The sequence below is a fragment of the Pseudomonas sp. Leaf58 genome (genome assembly GCF_003627215.1).
In the GTDB taxonomy this organism is placed as follows: Bacteria; Pseudomonadota; Gammaproteobacteria; order Pseudomonadales; family Pseudomonadaceae; genus Aquipseudomonas.
The window spans coordinates 687,501-703,824 of record NZ_CP032677.1; the positions used below are offsets into that span (position 1 = coordinate 687,501).

Annotated in this window: 14 protein-coding genes and 2 rRNA genes (1 of these 16 running past the window's edge); 14 read left to right on the forward strand and 2 right to left on the reverse strand. The window is 59.9% G+C overall.

The features are described from left to right. The 5 genes from DV532_RS03155 to DV532_RS03175 all read left to right on the forward strand — a co-directional run. A 23S ribosomal RNA gene (locus tag DV532_RS03155) occupies nucleotides 1-2,374 on the forward strand; it begins 519 nt to the left of the window's first position. 138 nt (nucleotides 2,375-2,512) lie between these two features. Next, nucleotides 2,513-2,628 (forward strand): 5S ribosomal RNA (rrf, locus tag DV532_RS03160). Between the two features lie 175 nt (nucleotides 2,629-2,803). Next, nucleotides 2,804-3,463 (forward strand): paraquat-inducible protein A, encoded by a 660-nt coding sequence (locus tag DV532_RS03165; RefSeq protein ID WP_056795214.1) that lies wholly within the window; start codon nucleotides 2,804-2,806, stop codon nucleotides 3,461-3,463. Further along, a complete protein-coding gene (locus DV532_RS03170; RefSeq protein ID WP_056795217.1) occupies nucleotides 3,450-4,073 on the forward strand; it encodes a paraquat-inducible protein A in 624 nt (207 codons plus the stop codon). The genes DV532_RS03165 and DV532_RS03170 overlap by 14 nt, the downstream gene beginning before the upstream one ends. Next, entirely contained in the window at nucleotides 4,066-6,366 is a 2,301-nt protein-coding gene (locus tag DV532_RS03175; protein WP_056795219.1) for a PqiB family protein, read from the forward strand. The genes DV532_RS03170 and DV532_RS03175 overlap by 8 nt, the downstream gene beginning before the upstream one ends. 134 nt (nucleotides 6,367-6,500) lie before the next feature. Here DV532_RS03175 and rpsT read toward each other — a convergent pair whose 3' ends face one another. After that, nucleotides 6,501-6,779, reverse strand: coding sequence for a 30S ribosomal protein S20 (gene rpsT, locus DV532_RS03180; protein WP_003247625.1), 279 nt, complete (start codon nucleotides 6,777-6,779; stop codon nucleotides 6,501-6,503). A gap of 250 nt (nucleotides 6,780-7,029) precedes the next feature. On the opposite strand from rpsT, the gene murJ reads away from it, so the two are divergent. The 6 genes from murJ to ispH all read left to right on the forward strand — a co-directional run bounded on the left by murJ (nucleotide 7,030) and on the right by ispH (nucleotide 14,365). Then, nucleotides 7,030-8,568 carry a murein biosynthesis integral membrane protein MurJ gene (murJ, locus tag DV532_RS03185; RefSeq protein ID WP_056795222.1) on the forward strand — a complete coding sequence of 513 codons (1,539 nt, stop codon included), beginning with the start codon at nucleotides 7,030-7,032 and terminating at the stop codon, nucleotides 8,566-8,568. A gap of 118 nt (nucleotides 8,569-8,686) precedes the next feature. Continuing rightward, nucleotides 8,687-9,637 carry a bifunctional riboflavin kinase/FAD synthetase gene (ribF, locus tag DV532_RS03190; protein WP_056795226.1) on the forward strand — a complete coding sequence of 317 codons (951 nt, stop codon included), beginning with the start codon at nucleotides 8,687-8,689 and terminating at the stop codon, nucleotides 9,635-9,637. Beyond that, a complete protein-coding gene (ileS, locus tag DV532_RS03195; RefSeq protein ID WP_056795229.1) occupies nucleotides 9,634-12,465 on the forward strand; it encodes an isoleucine--tRNA ligase in 2,832 nt (943 codons plus the stop codon). Before ribF ends, ileS begins: the two co-directional genes overlap by 4 nt. Beyond that, entirely contained in the window at nucleotides 12,458-12,973 is a 516-nt protein-coding gene (gene lspA, locus DV532_RS03200; protein ID WP_056795232.1) for a signal peptidase II, read from the forward strand. Before ileS ends, lspA begins: the two co-directional genes overlap by 8 nt. Further along, nucleotides 12,966-13,403, forward strand: coding sequence for an FKBP-type peptidyl-prolyl cis-trans isomerase (fkpB, locus tag DV532_RS03205; protein WP_056795234.1), 438 nt, complete (start codon nucleotides 12,966-12,968; stop codon nucleotides 13,401-13,403). The genes lspA and fkpB overlap by 8 nt, the downstream gene beginning before the upstream one ends. Nucleotides 13,404-13,417: 14 nt before the next feature. Further along, complete coding sequence (gene ispH / locus DV532_RS03210; protein WP_056795237.1) at nucleotides 13,418-14,365, forward strand: 4-hydroxy-3-methylbut-2-enyl diphosphate reductase; 948 nt, start codon at nucleotides 13,418-13,420, stop codon at nucleotides 14,363-14,365. 73 nt (nucleotides 14,366-14,438) lie between these two features. Here ispH and DV532_RS03215 read toward each other — a convergent pair whose 3' ends face one another. Next, complete coding sequence (locus DV532_RS03215; protein WP_056795239.1) at nucleotides 14,439-14,927, reverse strand: GspH/FimT family pseudopilin; 489 nt, start codon at nucleotides 14,925-14,927, stop codon at nucleotides 14,439-14,441. 109 nt (nucleotides 14,928-15,036) lie between these two features. On the opposite strand from DV532_RS03215, the gene DV532_RS03220 reads away from it, so the two are divergent. From DV532_RS03220 to DV532_RS03230, 3 genes are read left to right on the forward strand one after another with little or no spacing between them, the layout of a single operon-like run. Further along, a complete protein-coding gene (locus tag DV532_RS03220; protein WP_056795241.1) occupies nucleotides 15,037-15,219 on the forward strand; it encodes a prepilin-type N-terminal cleavage/methylation domain-containing protein in 183 nt (60 codons plus the stop codon). Beyond that, the gene (locus DV532_RS03225; protein WP_056795243.1) at nucleotides 15,216-15,863 is read left to right on the forward strand and encodes a PilW family protein; all 648 of its coding nucleotides are present in this window, start codon (nucleotides 15,216-15,218) and stop codon (nucleotides 15,861-15,863) included. The genes DV532_RS03220 and DV532_RS03225 overlap by 4 nt, the downstream gene beginning before the upstream one ends. Beyond that, nucleotides 15,860-16,324 carry a hypothetical protein gene (locus tag DV532_RS03230; RefSeq protein WP_056795245.1) on the forward strand — a complete coding sequence of 155 codons (465 nt, stop codon included), beginning with the start codon at nucleotides 15,860-15,862 and terminating at the stop codon, nucleotides 16,322-16,324. Before DV532_RS03225 ends, DV532_RS03230 begins: the two co-directional genes overlap by 4 nt.

The window sequence follows — 16,324 nt, forward strand, 5'->3', positions numbered from 1 at the left end:
AGCAGTGGGAGCCTACTTTGTTAGGTGACTGCGTACCTTTTGTATAATGGGTCAGCGACTTATATTCAGTGGCGAGCTTAACCGAATAGGGGAGGCGTAGCGAAAGCGAGTCTTAATAGGGCGTTTAGTCGCTGGGTATAGACCCGAAACCGGGCGATCTATCCATGGGCAGGTTGAAGGTTAGGTAACACTGACTGGAGGACCGAACCGACTACCGTTGAAAAGTTAGCGGATGACCTGTGGATCGGAGTGAAAGGCTAATCAAGCTCGGAGATAGCTGGTTCTCCTCGAAAGCTATTTAGGTAGCGCCTCATGTATCACTGTAGGGGGTAGAGCACTGTTTCGGCTAGGGGGTCATCCCGACTTACCAAACCGATGCAAACTCCGAATACCTACAAGTGCCGAGCATGGGAGACACACGGCGGGTGCTAACGTCCGTCGTGAAAAGGGAAACAACCCAGACCGTCAGCTAAGGTCCCAAAGTCATGGTTAAGTGGGAAACGATGTGGGAAGGCTTAGACAGCTAGGAGGTTGGCTTAGAAGCAGCCACCCTTTAAAGAAAGCGTAATAGCTCACTAGTCGAGTCGGCCTGCGCGGAAGATGTAACGGGGCTCAAACCATGCACCGAAGCTACGGGTATCATCTTATGATGATGCGGTAGAGGAGCGTTCTGTAAGCCTGTGAAGGTGAGTTGAGAAGCTTGCTGGAGGTATCAGAAGTGCGAATGCTGACATGAGTAACGACAATGCGAGTGAAAAACTCGCACGCCGAAAGACCAAGGTTTCCTGCGCAACGTTAATCGACGCAGGGTTAGTCGGTCCCTAAGGCGAGGCTGAAAAGCGTAGTCGATGGAAAACAGGTTAATATTCCTGTACTTCCAGTTATTGCGATGGAGGGACGGAGAAGGTTAGGCCAGCCTGGCGTTGGTTGTCCAGGTTTAAGGTGGTAGGCTGGAATCTTAGGCAAATCCGGGATTCTAAGGCCGAGAGCTGATGACGAGTTGCCTTTAGGCGACGAAGTGGTTGATACCATGCTTCCAAGAAAAGCTCCTAAGCTTCAGATAACTGGGAACCGTACCCCAAACCGACACAGGTGGTTAGGTAGAGAATACCAAGGCGCTTGAGAGAACTCGGGTGAAGGAACTAGGCAAAATGGCACCGTAACTTCGGGAGAAGGTGCGCCGGCGAGGGTCAAGGACTTGCTCCGTAAGCCCATGCCGGTCGAAGATACCAGGCCGCTGCGACTGTTTATTAAAAACACAGCACTCTGCAAACACGAAAGTGGACGTATAGGGTGTGACGCCTGCCCGGTGCCGGAAGGTTAATTGATGGGGTTAGCGCAAGCGAAGCTCTTGATCGAAGCCCCGGTAAACGGCGGCCGTAACTATAACGGTCCTAAGGTAGCGAAATTCCTTGTCGGGTAAGTTCCGACCTGCACGAATGGCGTAACGATGGCGGCGCTGTCTCCACCCGAGACTCAGTGAAATTGAAATCGCTGTGAAGATGCAGTGTATCCGCGGCTAGACGGAAAGACCCCGTGAACCTTTACTATAGCTTTGCACTGGACTTTGAATTTGCTTGTGTAGGATAGGTGGGAGGCTTTGAAGTGGGGACGCCAGTTCTCATGGAGCCATCCTTGAAATACCACCCTGGCAACTTTGAGGTTCTAACTCAGGTCCGTTATCCGGATCGAGGACAGTGTATGGTGGGTAGTTTGACTGGGGCGGTCTCCTCCCAAAGAGTAACGGAGGAGTACGAAGGTGCGCTCAGACCGGTCGGAAATCGGTCGTAGAGTATAAAGGCAAAAGCGCGCTTGACTGCGAGACAAACACGTCGAGCAGGTACGAAAGTAGGTCTTAGTGATCCGGTGGTTCTGTATGGAAGGGCCATCGCTCAACGGATAAAAGGTACTCCGGGGATAACAGGCTGATACCGCCCAAGAGTTCATATCGACGGCGGTGTTTGGCACCTCGATGTCGGCTCATCACATCCTGGGGCTGAAGCCGGTCCCAAGGGTATGGCTGTTCGCCATTTAAAGTGGTACGCGAGCTGGGTTTAGAACGTCGTGAGACAGTTCGGTCCCTATCTGCCGTGGACGTTTGAGATTTGAGAGGGGCTGCTCCTAGTACGAGAGGACCGGAGTGGACGAACCTCTGGTGTTCCGGTTGTCACGCCAGTGGCATTGCCGGGTAGCTATGTTCGGAAGAGATAACCGCTGAAAGCATCTAAGCGGGAAACTTGCCTCAAGATGAGATCTCACTGGGATCTTGAATCCCCTAAAGGGCCGTCGAAGACTACGACGTTGATAGGTTGGGTGTGTAAGCGCTGTGAGGCGTTGAGCTAACCAATACTAATTGCCCGTGAGGCTTGACCATATAACACCCAAGCAATTTGCGCACGAAGCCAAATTGTGGTGGTGAAGATGATACGAACCGAAAGTTCGCAACGAACCACAAATATCACATATCCGAATTCGCTGGGCTGTCCATCTGGACATTCTGGCTACAGAATTTCTTGACGACCATAGAGCATTGGAACCACCTGATCCCATCCCGAACTCAGTAGTGAAACGATGCATCGCCGATGGTAGTGTGGGGTTTCCCCATGTGAGAGTAGGTCATCGTCAAGATTCATTTCGCAAAACCCCTATCTGCGCATGCAGGTAGGGGTTTTGTCTTTGTGGCGCAAAAATCCCCAGGCTTACGCCGCTCCCACAGGGATTGCGCAAGCCTGCTGTTGCATCGCCTCCCACAATTCGAGCCAGAACACTAGAATAGACCCACGCACCTATTCAGAAGCGCTATATGCCCAATCCTGTCGAACCTGAAACCCTGGCCCAGTTGCCGCTGGATGAGCTTGTCGCTTGCCACGAATGCGACCTGCTGCTGCGCAAGCCGGTGCTTGAGCATGATGAAAAGGCCCAATGCCCGCGCTGCGGCTACGAGCTCTATGCCCACCGGCATAATGTGGTCAACCGCAGTCTGGCGTTGGTACTGACTGCCCTATTGCTGTTCGTGCCAGCCAATTTCCTGCCGATCATGCAGCTGCATCTGCTTGGCCAGACCTCGGACGATACCGTCTGGAGCGGCGTGGTGGGCCTGTACAACTCGCAAATGCGTGGCGTGGCGGTGGTGGTATTCCTCTGCAGCATGGCCATACCCCTGGCAAAACTGTTGTGCCAGCTGGCTGTGCTGTTGAGCATTCGCCTGAACGTAGGCCGTAATTTCGGCCTGTTGTTCTATCGCATCTATCACCACTTGCGTGACTGGGGCATGCTCGAGGTCTATTTCATGGGGGTGTTGGTGGCCATCGTCAAACTGGTAGACCTCGCCGAACTCACTGTGGGTTTGGGGTTGTTCTGCTTCATCAGCCTTTTATTGATCCAGGTGTGGCTCGAAGTTGTGATGTCACCGCACCAGATCTGGAGTGCGCTATCGGGGGAGGACCTGCATGCGGGCGATTGATGCAGGCATTCTGGTCTGCAATGAATGTCATGAGCTGAACAGGCAAGAGCCGGGCAGTGCTTCACAGACCTGCACACGCTGCGGCGCCATTGTGCATGCTCGCCGCCCGAACAGTATCGTGCGCACTTGGGCGCTGCTGATTGCGGCGTCGATCCTCTACATCCCGGCCAACCTGCTGCCGATCATGACCGTGAGCACCCTCGGCCAAGGCAGCCCCGACACGATCATGTCCGGGGTCATCACCTTGCTCAAGCATGGCATGGTGCCCATTGCTGCCGTGGTGTTCATTGCCAGTATTCTGGTGCCGACGTTCAAGCTGGTGGGTATTGGCCTGCTGTTGTACTCCGTTCAGCGTCGGCAGCCGCTTTCGGCGCGGCAACGGATCTTGATGTACCGCTTCATCGAATTCATTGGGCGCTGGTCCATGCTCGATATCTTTGTCATTGCCATCCTGGTGGCGGTGGTGAATTTCGGCCGCATAGCCAGTGTCGAAGCCAACTTGGGCGCTGTCGCCTTCGCAACTGTGGTGATCCTGACAATGCTTGCCGCTTTAACTTTTGATCCCCGACTGATTTGGGATAACACGGAGTCGGATGACGACCATGAGTGACCTGCCAACGGCTAAAACCCGACCAGCCTCAAACTGGTCGGCTATCTGGATCCTGCCACTGATCGCTTTAATGATCGGTGGCTGGCTTGCATGGCAGGCTTACCGGGATGCTGGTGTGGAAATTGAAGTCCGCTTCGAGTCGGGCGAGGGTATCGTCGCCAACAAGACCGAGGTGATTTACAAGGGCATGCCGGTTGGTAAGGTCAAAAGCCTGGTGCTCGATGCCAAGGGCGACAACCAGGGGGTAATCGCTACCATCGAGATGAACAAGGCTGCCGAGCCCCACCTGACCAAAGGCACGCGCTTCTGGCTGGTCAAGCCAAGCGTCAGCCTGGCGGGTATTTCTGGCCTGGAGACGCTGGTATCGGGCAACTACATCGCCGTAAGCCCGGGGGAGGGGGAGCGTACCAAGCGCTTTACCGCCTTGAAGGTGGCTCCGCCGCTGTCGGACACGGAGCCGGGCCTGCACCTGACCCTCAAGGCCGACCGCCTGGGTTCGCTTAACCGTGACAGCCCGGTGTTCTACAAGCAGATCCAGGTTGGCCGGGTGAAAAGTTATCGCCTGTCCGATGACCAGAGTACTGTCGAGATCAAAGTCTTCATCGAGCCGGCCTATGCCAGCCTGGTGCGCAAGCACACGCGTTTCTGGAACGCCAGTGGTGTCAGTATCGATGCATCGCTCTCGGGCGTGAAAGTGCGCAGCGAATCGCTGTCGAGCATTGTCGCCGGGGGTATCGCCTTTGCCACGCCGGAATACCGCAAGGACAGCCCGCCCACCGACTCGAGCCTGCCGTTCCGCCTATATGAAGACTTCGATGCGGCTCAGGCCGGTATTCGGGTCAAGGTGAAGTTGAGCGACTATGAAGGCCTGCAGGCGGGCCGCACGCCGGTCATGTACAAGGGCATCCAGGTGGGCTCGCTGAAAGCCCTGAAGATGGAAGACAGCCTGGCCAGTGCATCGGCTGAGCTCACGCTCGACCCGTTAACCGAGGACTATCTGGTCGAGGGCACGCAGTTCTGGGTGGTGAAGCCGTCGATTTCCCTGGCGGGTATCACCGGCCTGGAAGCGTTGGTCAAAGGTAACTACATCGCCATTCGCCCCGGTGAAAAAGGGCAGCGGCCCGAGCGCGAGTTTGAGGCCCGCGCCAAGGCGCCGCCGCTGGACCTCAAGGCGCCGGGCCTGCACATGGTGTTGTTCGCCGATACCCTGGGGTCGTTGGAAATCGGCAGTCCGGTGATGTACCGCCAAGTGAAGGTTGGTAGCGTGCAAAGCTACCAGTTCGCCCGCAACAGCAACCGTATCCTGATCGGTGTGCATATCGAGAAGGAATACGAAAAGCTGGTCAACGGTTCGTCGCGCTTCTGGAACGTCAGTGGCATTACCCTGACCGGCGGCCTGTCGGGCATCAAGATCAAGAGTGAGTCGCTGCAGACCCTGATGGCTGGCGGTATCGCGTTCGACACGCCACGGCCCGATGTAGCGCTCAAGCGCCACATTCCGCGCTTCCGCCTGCATGACAGCCAGGAGGCGGTCAACCGCTCAGGTACGTTGATCACTATTCGCGTGGACCGTGCCGATGGCCTGAAACCAGGCACGGCGATTCGCTTCCGCGGCCTGGATGTGGGCAGTATCGAGAGCGTCGACCTTACCAATGACTTGCAGGCGGTGCTGCTGCGGGCGCGCATTACCGAAGCGGCAGACCGTATCGCCCGCGTCGGTACGCAGTTCTGGGTGGTCAAGCCAGCCTTTGGCCTGGTGCGTACCCAGAACCTCGATACCTTGGTGGGTGGGCAGTACCTGGAAGTGCAACCGGCTGCCAAAGATCGCGGGCCGCAGCGTGATTTCATTGCCTTGGCCGACGCCCCGCAGGTGGCCGGGCCAGAAGTCGGCTTGCCGTTGACGCTAAGCGCCCCGCGCCGCGGCTCGATCAAGCCTGGTGTGCCGGTGACCTATCGCGAGGTTGCGGTGGGCAAGGTGACAGGCTTCGAGCTGGGCCAGAGCGCTGACCGTGTGCTGATCCATATCCTGATCGAGCCGCGCTATGCCGCGCTGGTGCGCAGTGGCAGCCGCTTCTGGAACAGTAGCGGCTTCGGTTTCGAGTGGGGGCTGCTCAAGGGGGCTACGGTGCGTACCGAGTCGGTGGAGACCATGATCGACGGCGGTATCGCCTTCGCTACGCCGGATGGCGAGCAAATGGGTAACCCGGCGCGGCCGCAGCAGACCTTTGCCTTGTTCGAAAAGGCCGAGGATGAGTGGCTGCAGTGGGCGCCGAAGATTCAGATTGCCAAGTGATGTAAAAGCAGGGCTGCCAAGCGCGGCCCTGCTCTTTATAGGAACGGCCCTTTCTACAAAGGGCGTGCTCGCAAACATAAATCGCAGGCAACAAAAAACCGACCCTAGGGTCGGTTTTTCGAATGGCGCATCGCTTAGGCAGCTGCAGCTTCTTTCAGTGCCTTGATGTGGCCATTCAGACGGCCTTTGTGACGAGCAGCCTTGTTCTTGTGGATGATGCCCTTGTCGGCCATACGGTCGATTACAGGCACAGCCAGAACGTAAGCAGCTTGTGCTTTTTCGGCGTCTTTTGCGTCAATGGCTTTAACTACATTCTTGATGTAGGTGCGGACCATGGAACGCAGGCTGGCGTTGTGGCTGCGACGCTTCTCAGCCTGTTTTGCACGTTTCTTGGCGGAAGGTGTGTTGGCCACCGTCGAGCTCCTCGAAAGACTTTAGGTAAATAGCAAACAAAATAGGCCGCGAATCATGCCGATCAGTCGAGCGGATGTCAAGGCCACCTGCAAGGTTCCGCCGAGCGGTGCGCCAACAAGAGGGAAATATTCCTTTCTGCTGCGCGACCTGTAAACTCGGGAATTTTTGGCTCCCCTGCGAAGGCGCGGGAGTATCGCACATTCGGACGCTGTCTGGCAGCGTCCTCTGCCCTTGGCGTGAAACTTTTCGATGAACCTGCTCAAATCCCTGGCTGCGGTAAGCTCGATCACCATGATTTCGCGGGTGCTGGGCTTCGTTCGCGACACTATCCTGGCGCGCATTTTTGGTGCTGGCGTCGCCACCGATGCCTTCTTCATCGCCTTCAAACTGCCCAACCTGTTGCGGCGCATCTTCGCCGAAGGTGCGTTCTCCCAGGCGTTCGTGCCGATATTGGCTGAATACAAGACCCAGCAAGGCGAAGAGGCGACCCGTACATTCGTCGCTTATGTCAGCGGCCTGTTGACCCTGGTCCTGGCCCTGGTGACCGCTATTGGCATATTGGCGGCGCCGTGGGTGGTGTGGGCGACAGCCCCGGGGTTTGTCGACAACGCCGAAAAATACGCGCTGACCACCGACCTGTTGCGCGTGACGTTTCCCTATATATTGCTGATCTCGCTGTCGTCGCTGGCAGGGGCGATCCTCAATACCTGGAACCGGTTCTCGGTGCCGGCCTTTACGCCGACTTTGCTGAACGTGGCAATGATTGCCTTCGCCGTGCTGCTCACGCCGTACTTCGATCCGCCGATCATGGCCCTGGCCTGGGGCGTACTGGCCGGTGGCCTGGCGCAGTTGCTGTACCAGCTGCCAGCGCTGAAGAAGATCGGCATGCTCGTGCTGCCGCGCCTGAACCTGCGTGACGCCGGCGTGTGGCGGGTGCTCAAGCAGATGCTGCCGGCGATCCTTGGGGTGTCGGTGAGCCAGATCTCGCTGATCATCAACACCATCTTCGCCTCGTTCCTGGTGGCCGGCTCGGTGTCGTGGATGTACTACGCCGACCGCCTCATGGAGCTGCCTTCGGGCGTGCTGGGCGTGGCCCTTGGCACCATCCTGCTGCCAACCCTGGCCAAGACCTATGCCAACAAGGATCGCGAAGAATACTCGCGGATCCTCGACTGGGGGCTGCGCCTGTGTTTCCTGCTGGTGTTGCCCTGCACCCTGGCCCTGGCCATTCTTGCCGAGCCCCTGACCGTTGCGCTGTTCCAATATGGCAAGTTCAGTGCGTTCGATGCGGCCATGACCCAGCGCGCGCTGATAGCCTATTCCGTTGGCTTGCTGGCGATCATTCTGGTCAAGGTACTGGCACCGGGCTTCTATGCGCAGCAGAATATCCGCACGCCGGTGAAGATCGCGGTGTTTACCCTGGTCTGCACCCAGTTGTTCAACCTGGCTTTGGTCGGCCCGCTTGCGCATGCCGGCCTGGCATTGGCGATCAGCCTCGGCGCCTGCCTGAATGCCGGCTTGCTGTTCTGGAAGCTGCGTACTCAGCAGTTGTTCGAGCCGCAGCCGGGCTGGGCAATGTTCCTGCTGAAGCTGATTTTGGCAGTGGCGCTGATGTCCGCAGTACTGTTGGCGGGCATGCACTATATGCCGGCCTGGGAGCAGGGCATCATGCTTGAGCGTTTCATGCGCCTTGGCGCGCTGATCCTGGCGGGCGTCGTGACCTATTTTGGCTGCCTGTACCTGTGCGGCTTCCGGCCGCGACATTTTGCCCGCAAGGCCCTGCACTGAGGCATCGGGCGGGTCAGGCGTCGGTTTTTCGCATTCCACGCCGCCCTTGGGCGCTGCTGCCTGTCACCAGCGCCCGGGTGTGGTTATAATCGGCCACTTTATGAGCAAGAAGCGCGTTATGCAGCTGGTTCGAGGTCTTCACAACCTGCGCCCCGAGCACCGGGGCTGTGTCGCCACCATTGGCAACTTCGACGGGGTTCACCGCGGCCACCAGGCGATCCTGGCGCGCCTGCGCGAGCGCGGCCAGGCTTTGGGCCTGCCGACCTGCGTGGTGATCTTCGAACCACAACCACGCGAGTACTTCGCCCCTGATACCGCGCCGGCCCGCCTGGCCCGCCTGCGCGACAAGATCGAGTTGCTGGCTGGCGAAGGCATCGACCGGGTGCTGTGCCTGGCCTTCAATCAGCGCTTGAGCAAGCTCAGCGCCGATGAGTTCGTCAAGGCCATCCTGGTTGACGGCCTGGGCGTGCGCCACCTCGAAGTGGGTGATGACTTCCGCTTTGGCTGCGACCGTGCCGGCGACTTCGCCTTTTTGGTGGGCGCGGGCAAGCACTACGGTTTTACCGTCGAGGCTGCCAATACGGTGATTCAGGACGGCCTGCGGGTCAGCAGCACCGAAGTGCGCAAGGCCTTGGCCGAAGGCAACTTCGTGCTGGCTGAGCACCTGTTGGGCCGCCCGTACCGCATCACTGGCCGTGTGCTGCATGGCCAGAAGCTGGCGCGCCAGCTCGGCACACCTACCGCCAACATCCAGCTCAAGCGCCGCCGCGTGCCGCTGTCCGGGGTTTACCTGGCCAGCATCGAGATCGACGGCAAGGCCTGGCCGGGTGTCGGCAATATTGGCGTGCGCCCCACCGTTGCCGGTGACGGGCGCCCGCACCTAGAGATTCATCTGCTGGATTATGCTGGCGACCTTTACGGCCGGCGCCTGACGGTGGAGTTCCACCACAAGCTGCGTGAAGAGCAGCGATTCGCCTCCCTGGAGGCGCTGAAGTCGGCGATCGATGCGGATATCGCCGCCGCACGTGCACATTGGCACGCTCAACCGTTAACGAAGAGCCTGAAATGACCGACTACAAAGCCACGCTTAACCTTCCGGACACCGCCTTCCCCATGAAGGCCGGCCTGCCTCAGCGCGAACCGCAGATCCTGCAGCGCTGGGACAGCATTGGCCTGTACCAGAAGCTGCGCGAAATTGGCAAGGATCGTCCCAAGTTCGTCCTGCACGACGGCCCGCCTTATGCCAACGGCAAGATTCACATCGGTCATGCGCTGAACAAGATCCTCAAGGACATGATCGTCCGTTCCAAGACCCTGGCCGGCTTCGATGCGCCGTACGTGCCGGGCTGGGACTGCCATGGCCTGCCGATCGAGCACAAGGTCGAGGTTACCCACGGTAAGCACCTGACCGCCGACCGCACCCGCGAGCTGTGCCGCGAGTACGCCGCCGAGCAGATCGAAGGGCAAAAGACCGAGTTCATTCGCCTGGGCGTGCTGGGTGACTGGGACAACCCGTACAAGACCATGAACTTCGCCAACGAGGCCGGTGAAATCCGCGCCCTGGCCGAAATGGTCAAGCAAGGCTTCGTGTTCAAGGGCCTGAAGCCGGTGAACTGGTGCTTCGATTGCGGTTCGGCGCTGGCTGAAGCGGAAGTCGAATACGCCGACAAGAAATCCCAGACCATCGACGTGGCCTTCCCGGTTGCCGATGAGGCCAAGCTGGCCGCTGCCTTCGGCCTGGCTGCGCTGGCCAAGCCAGCGGCCATCGTGATCTGGACCACCACTGCATGGACCATCCCAGCCAACCAGGCGCTGAACATCCACCCAGAGTTCAAGTACGCCCTGGTCGACACCGGCGAGCGCCTGCTGGTGCTGGCCGAAGAGCTGGTCGAATCGAGCCTCAAGCGCTACAACCTGGAAGGCACAGTTATCGCTACTGCCCAGGGTTCGGCGCTGGAACTGATCAACTTCCGCCACCCATTCTACGACCGCCTGTCGCCCGTCTACCTGGCTGACTACGTCGAGCTGGGCGCCGGTACCGGTGTGGTCCACTCCGCGCCTGCTTATGGTGAGGACGACTTCGTCACCTGCAAGCGCTACGGCATGGTCAATGACGACATTCTCACTCCGGTGCAGAGCAACGGCGTGTACGTCGAGTCGCTGCCGTTCTTCGGCGGCCAGTTCATCTGGAAGGCCAACCCGGCCATCGTCGAAAAACTGAGCGAAGTCGGTGCGCTGATGCACACCGAAACCATCAGCCACAGCTACATGCACTGCTGGCGCCACAAGACCCCGCTGATCTACCGCGCCACTGCGCAGTGGTTCGTCGGCATGGACAAGCAGCCAAGCACCGGTCAGCCGCTGCGTGAGCGCGCGTTGAAAGCCATCGAAGACACCAAGTTCGTCCCGGCCTGGGGCCAGGCGCGCCTGCACTCGATGATCGCCAACCGCCCGGACTGGTGCATTTCGCGTCAGCGTAACTGGGGCGTGCCGATCCCGTTCTTCCTGCACAAACAGAGCGGTGAGCTGCACCCACGCACCGTCGAGCTGATGGAAGCCGTGGCCAAGCGCGTCGAACAGGAAGGTATCGAGGCCTGGTTCAAGCTGGACGCCGCCGAACTGCTGGGCGCTGAAGCCGACCAGTACGACAAGATCAGCGACACGCTGGATGTGTGGTTCGACTCGGGCACCACCCACTGGCATGTGCTGCGCGGCTCGCACGACATCGGCCACGCCACTGGCCCGCGCGCCGACCTGTACCTGGAAGGTTCCGACCAGCACCGCGGCTGGTTCCACTCGTCCTTGCTGACCGGTTGCGCCATCGACGGCCACGCGCCGTACCGCGAGCTGTTGACCCACGGTTTCACCGTGGACGAGAACGGCCGCAAGATGTCCAAATCGCTGGGCAATACCATCGAGCCGGAGAAGGTCAACAACACCCTGGGTGCCGACATCCTGCGCCTGTGGGTTTCGGCCACCGACTACTCCGGTGAAATGGCCGTTTCCGAGCAGATCCTGCAGCGTAGTGCCGACGCCTACCGGCGTATCCGCAATACCGCACGCTTCCTGCTGTCCAACCTGTCCGGCTTCGACCCGGCCCGCGACCTGCTGGCCCCGGAAGACATGCTGGCGCTGGACCGCTGGGCCGTGGACCGCACCCTGCTGCTGCAACGCGAACTGGAAGAGCACTACAGCGAGTACCGTTTCTGGAACGTCTATTCCAAAGTGCACAACTTCTGCGTACAGGAACTGGGCGGCTTCTACCTTGACATCATCAAGGACCGCCAGTACACCACCGGCGCCAACAGTGTCGCCCGGCGCTCTTGCCAGACCGCGCTGTACCACATCAGTGAAGCGCTGGTGCGCTGGATCGCGCCAATCCTGGCGTTCACCGCTGACGAAATCTGGCAGTACCTGCCAGGCGAGCGCAACGAGTCGGTCATGCTTAACGGCTGGTACCAAGGCCTGAGCGAGCTGCCGCAAGGCACCGAGCTGGACCGCGCCTATTGGGACCGCGTGATGGCCGTCAAGGCATCGGTCAACAAGGAGCTGGAAAACCAACGTACCGCCAAGGTCATCGGCGGCAACCTGCAGGCCGAAGTTACCCTGTACGCTGACGAAGGCCTGAGCGCCGACCTGGGCAAGCTGGGTGACGAGCTGCGCTTCGTGCTGATTACCTCGGCAGCCAGCGTGGTGCCGTTCGTGCAGGCCCCGGCAGACGCCGTAGCCACCGAAGTCGAAGGCCTCAAGCTGAAAGTGGTCAAGTCCGGCCACGCCAAGTGCGGCCGTTGCTGGCACTTCCGCGCCGACGTCGGCAGCCACCCGGAGCACCCGGAAATCTGCAGCCGTTGCGTCGACAACCTGAGCGGCTCGGGAGAGGTGCGCCACTATGCCTAACCCTGTAGCGGGGCGCTTCGGGCGCCTTGCATGGCTTTGGCTGAGCCTGGTGGTACTGGTCCTCGACCAGGCCACCAAGCTGTATTTCAACAATGCCTTGAGCATGTACCAGCAGATTGTCGTCATCCCTGACTACTTCAGCTGGACCCTGGCCTACAACACCGGTGCCGCATTCAGCTTCCTCGCTGATGGCGCCGGCTGGCAACGTTGGCTGTTCGCCCTGATCGCCGTGGTGGTCAGTGCTGTGCTGGTGGTGTGGCTGAAGCGCCTGGGGCGCAATGAGACCTGGCTGGCGGTGGCATTGGCGCTGGTGTTGGGGGGCGCGATCGGCAACCTCTACGACCGCGTCGTGCTGGGCCATGTGGTCGACTTCATCCTGGTGCACTGGCAAAACCGTCATTACTTCCCGGCCTTCAACCTGGCCGACAGCGCTATCACCGTTGGTGCGGTGATGCTGGCGCTGGATATGTTCAAGAGCAAGAAGTCTGAGGATCCGGTCCATGACTGACACCCGTATCGGCCAGAACACCGAAGTCACCCTGCACTTCGCGCTGCACCTGGAAAACGGCGACACCGTCGACAGCACTTTCGACAAAGCCCCGGCCACCTTCAAGGTGGGCGATGGCAACCTGCTGCCTGGCTTTGAAAACGCCCTGTTCGGCTTCAAGGCCGGTGACAAGCGCACCGTGGTGGTAGCCCCGGAGAACGCCTTCGGCCAGCCCAACCCGCAGAACGTGCAAGTCATGCCACGGTCGCAGTTCGAGGGCATGGAGCTGTCCGATGGGCTGCTGATCATCTTCAACGACGCCGCCAACACCGAGCTGCCGGGTGTGGTCAAAGCGTTCGATGATGACCAGGTGACCATCGACTTCAATCACCCACTGGCTGGCAAGACCCTCACCTTCGAGGTGGAGATCCTCGAGGTCAAGGCCCTGTAAGCCTGGAGCTGAGCATGCAAATCAAACTCGCCAACCCTCGCGGCTTCTGCGCCGGGGTCGACCGGGCCATCGAGATCGTCAACCGCGCGCTGGAAGTCTTCGGCCCGCCGATCTACGTGCGTCACGAAGTGGTGCACAACAAGTTCGTGGTAGAAGACCTGCGCAACCGTGGGGCCATCTTCGTCGAAGAGCTGGACCAGGTGCCGGACGATGTCATTGTCATCTTCAGTGCTCACGGTGTGTCCCAGGCTGTGCGTCAGGAAGCCGCTGGTCGTGGCCTGAAAGTGTTCGATGCCACCTGCCCGCTGGTGACCAAGGTGCACATCGAAGTAGCCAAGTACAGCCGCGATGGCCGTGAGTGCATTCTCATCGGCCACGAAGGGCACCCGGAAGTCGAAGGCACCATGGGCCAGTACGACGCCAGCAACGGTGGTGCCATCTACCTCGTCGAAGACGAGGAGGATGTGGCCAACCTGCACGTGCGTGACCCCGATCATCTGGCTTTCGTGACCCAGACCACGCTGTCGATGGACGACACCAGTCGCGTTATCGATGCCCTGCGTGCGCGCTTCCCGAACATTGGTGGCCCGCGCAAGGACGACATTTGCTATGCCACCCAGAACCGCCAGGATGCGGTGAAGCAACTGGCGGACGAGTGCGACGTGGTACTGGTGGTTGGCAGCCCGAACAGCTCCAACTCCAACCGCTTGCGTGAACTGGCTGAGCGCATGGGCACCCCGGCCTACCTGATCGACGGTGCCGAGGACCTGCAACAAGTCTGGTTCGAACAGGCAGCGCGCATTGGCATTACCGCCGGGGCTTCGGCACCCGAAGTGCTGGTGCGTGGCGTGATCGAGCAGCTCAAGGCTTGGGGCGCCACCGGCGCTGAAGAGCTGGATGGGCGGGAAGAGAACATCACCTTCTCCATGCCCAAAGAGCTGCGGGTTCGCTCGCTGATCTGATCCTGCCCGGAGATTGCGTGGTCCCTTGCATCTGCACGATGTTCGGGATTACGCGGCTCCTATCACGACCGCACTAACCGGCACAGCGGTTATTGTTGCGGTCCTCTGTAAGCAAATTGACTCTTCCAGACGATGCCATCACCACTTGATAACGGCTGGTGGCGGATGAGCGCTCGCACACTTCCAGCGACACGGCAAACCAACCGTTACCGCGATTCATTGGCACCCCCTGCGCACTGAACTTGAATTGCTCACCGCCATTGCTGGTAATTTTCAGCGGTCGGGCAAGCCGCTGCTCACGCAGCACCTGCCGGTTATGCTCCAGTGCCACCCGCCAACCATTCCCCCAGTTGCCATCCAACGCCTGCACCAGCACCGGCTGACTTTGCAGCATGGCATGGCTGCGCGCACTGCGCAGTGTCTGCGCCAAATCACGGGCCACAGCCGCCCGGTGTAGGTCATCGCTCATCCGGGCGTAGGCCGGTATGCCGAGCTGTGTCAGCAAGACGGCCACTGCCAAGGCCGACAACATTTGTATCAGTGTTACACCGCGTTGCTTCACCGTGCATTCCCCCCTGGAAGTGCTTGGCTGTAGCTTCACCGACGATGGACACGCGCTCCAGTCGTCCGAGTTCAAAGCAATCGCGGGAAAAGTCGCAGGAGGTGCAGGGATGCACGCAAGGCAACGGGGCATGACGCTCCTGGAAGTGTTATTGGCGATGCTGGTAGTGGCTGTGGGCATGTTTGCAGCGGCGGGGTTGCAGCTTCAGGCATTGCAGGCTGCGGACAGCGCGCGCCGCGCGGGGCAGGCCGCGATGGCGGCGCACAGCGAGCAAGAGAGGGGGCGGTTATGAGCCGCGCCCAGCGCGGTTTTGGCTTGCTTGAGCTGATGTTGGCGCTGGCTACCGGTTTGATGCTGCTGGCGGCGGCCAGCCAACTCTTTGCCTCCGCTCACCAGGCCTGGCGGCTGCAAAGCACCTCCGTGCGCATGCAGGATGAAGCCCGCCTGGCATTGCTGCGCATGGCCCAGGATATCCGCATGGCAGGCATGTTCGGCTGCCTGCGTCTGCAGCCTGCCGACTTCAGAAGCACAGTCGCGCAGCAGGCCTTCGCTCGGCCGGTGGACGTGGGGCAATCTACCCTGAGCCTGGTTGTGGCGGAACTGCCCGGGCAGGTGGGGGCGCCTGACTGGTTCGTGCAAACGGACTGCCTAAAAAAGGTAGTCGTGGAGAAAGTGCGAAACGAGGGCAAGCTTTATCCACTGGCATACCCCGTCAGCCAGTATGTCTACCAGCTTCAAGGCAATACGCTGAAATTCAAGCGCGGAAAAAGCTTCCAGCCATTGGTAGAGAATGTGCGGGAGATGCACGTGGAGCGTGTGCAAACGTCGAAAGGGGGCAGGGTGGACATTGCTCTGACGTTGTACGAGCCCTTTTTCAAAATTGAGCAGCACCACGCGCTGAGCGTGGCAATCCGCAACCCGGTACCTGCTTCATGAGCCGCCAACGTGGCGTGGTTCTGTTGTTGGCCTTGGTACTCAGCATGCTGCTGGCCCTGCTGGCTGCATCTGCCCTGGGCGATGCGATAGTGGAAACGCGGATGACGGGTTACCTAAGCGATGGCCTGCTGGCACTGGACGAGGCCGAAGCTGCGTTGCTGGCTGGGAAGGGCGAGCTTGAGCGGGCCCCCCCTGAGCCTTGTACCGTGTGCCTGCCGCCAAACCGACCGCATGATTTGCTTGGGCAGTGGCAGCGCACGCAAAACGGTTACTTCCAGCTACAGAACCTAGGCCAGAGCCATCGCGCTGCGCACCTGCCGGTAGGTCAGCCGGTCACCCTGTTCCGGATAACCGCTGTCAGCAAGCAAACCCAGTCGCGACATGTACTGGAAGCGGTCTATGCCGTGGCCGACGGCCTCACCCAACGCATCAGCTGGCGGCAAAGACTGCGAGGAGACTGA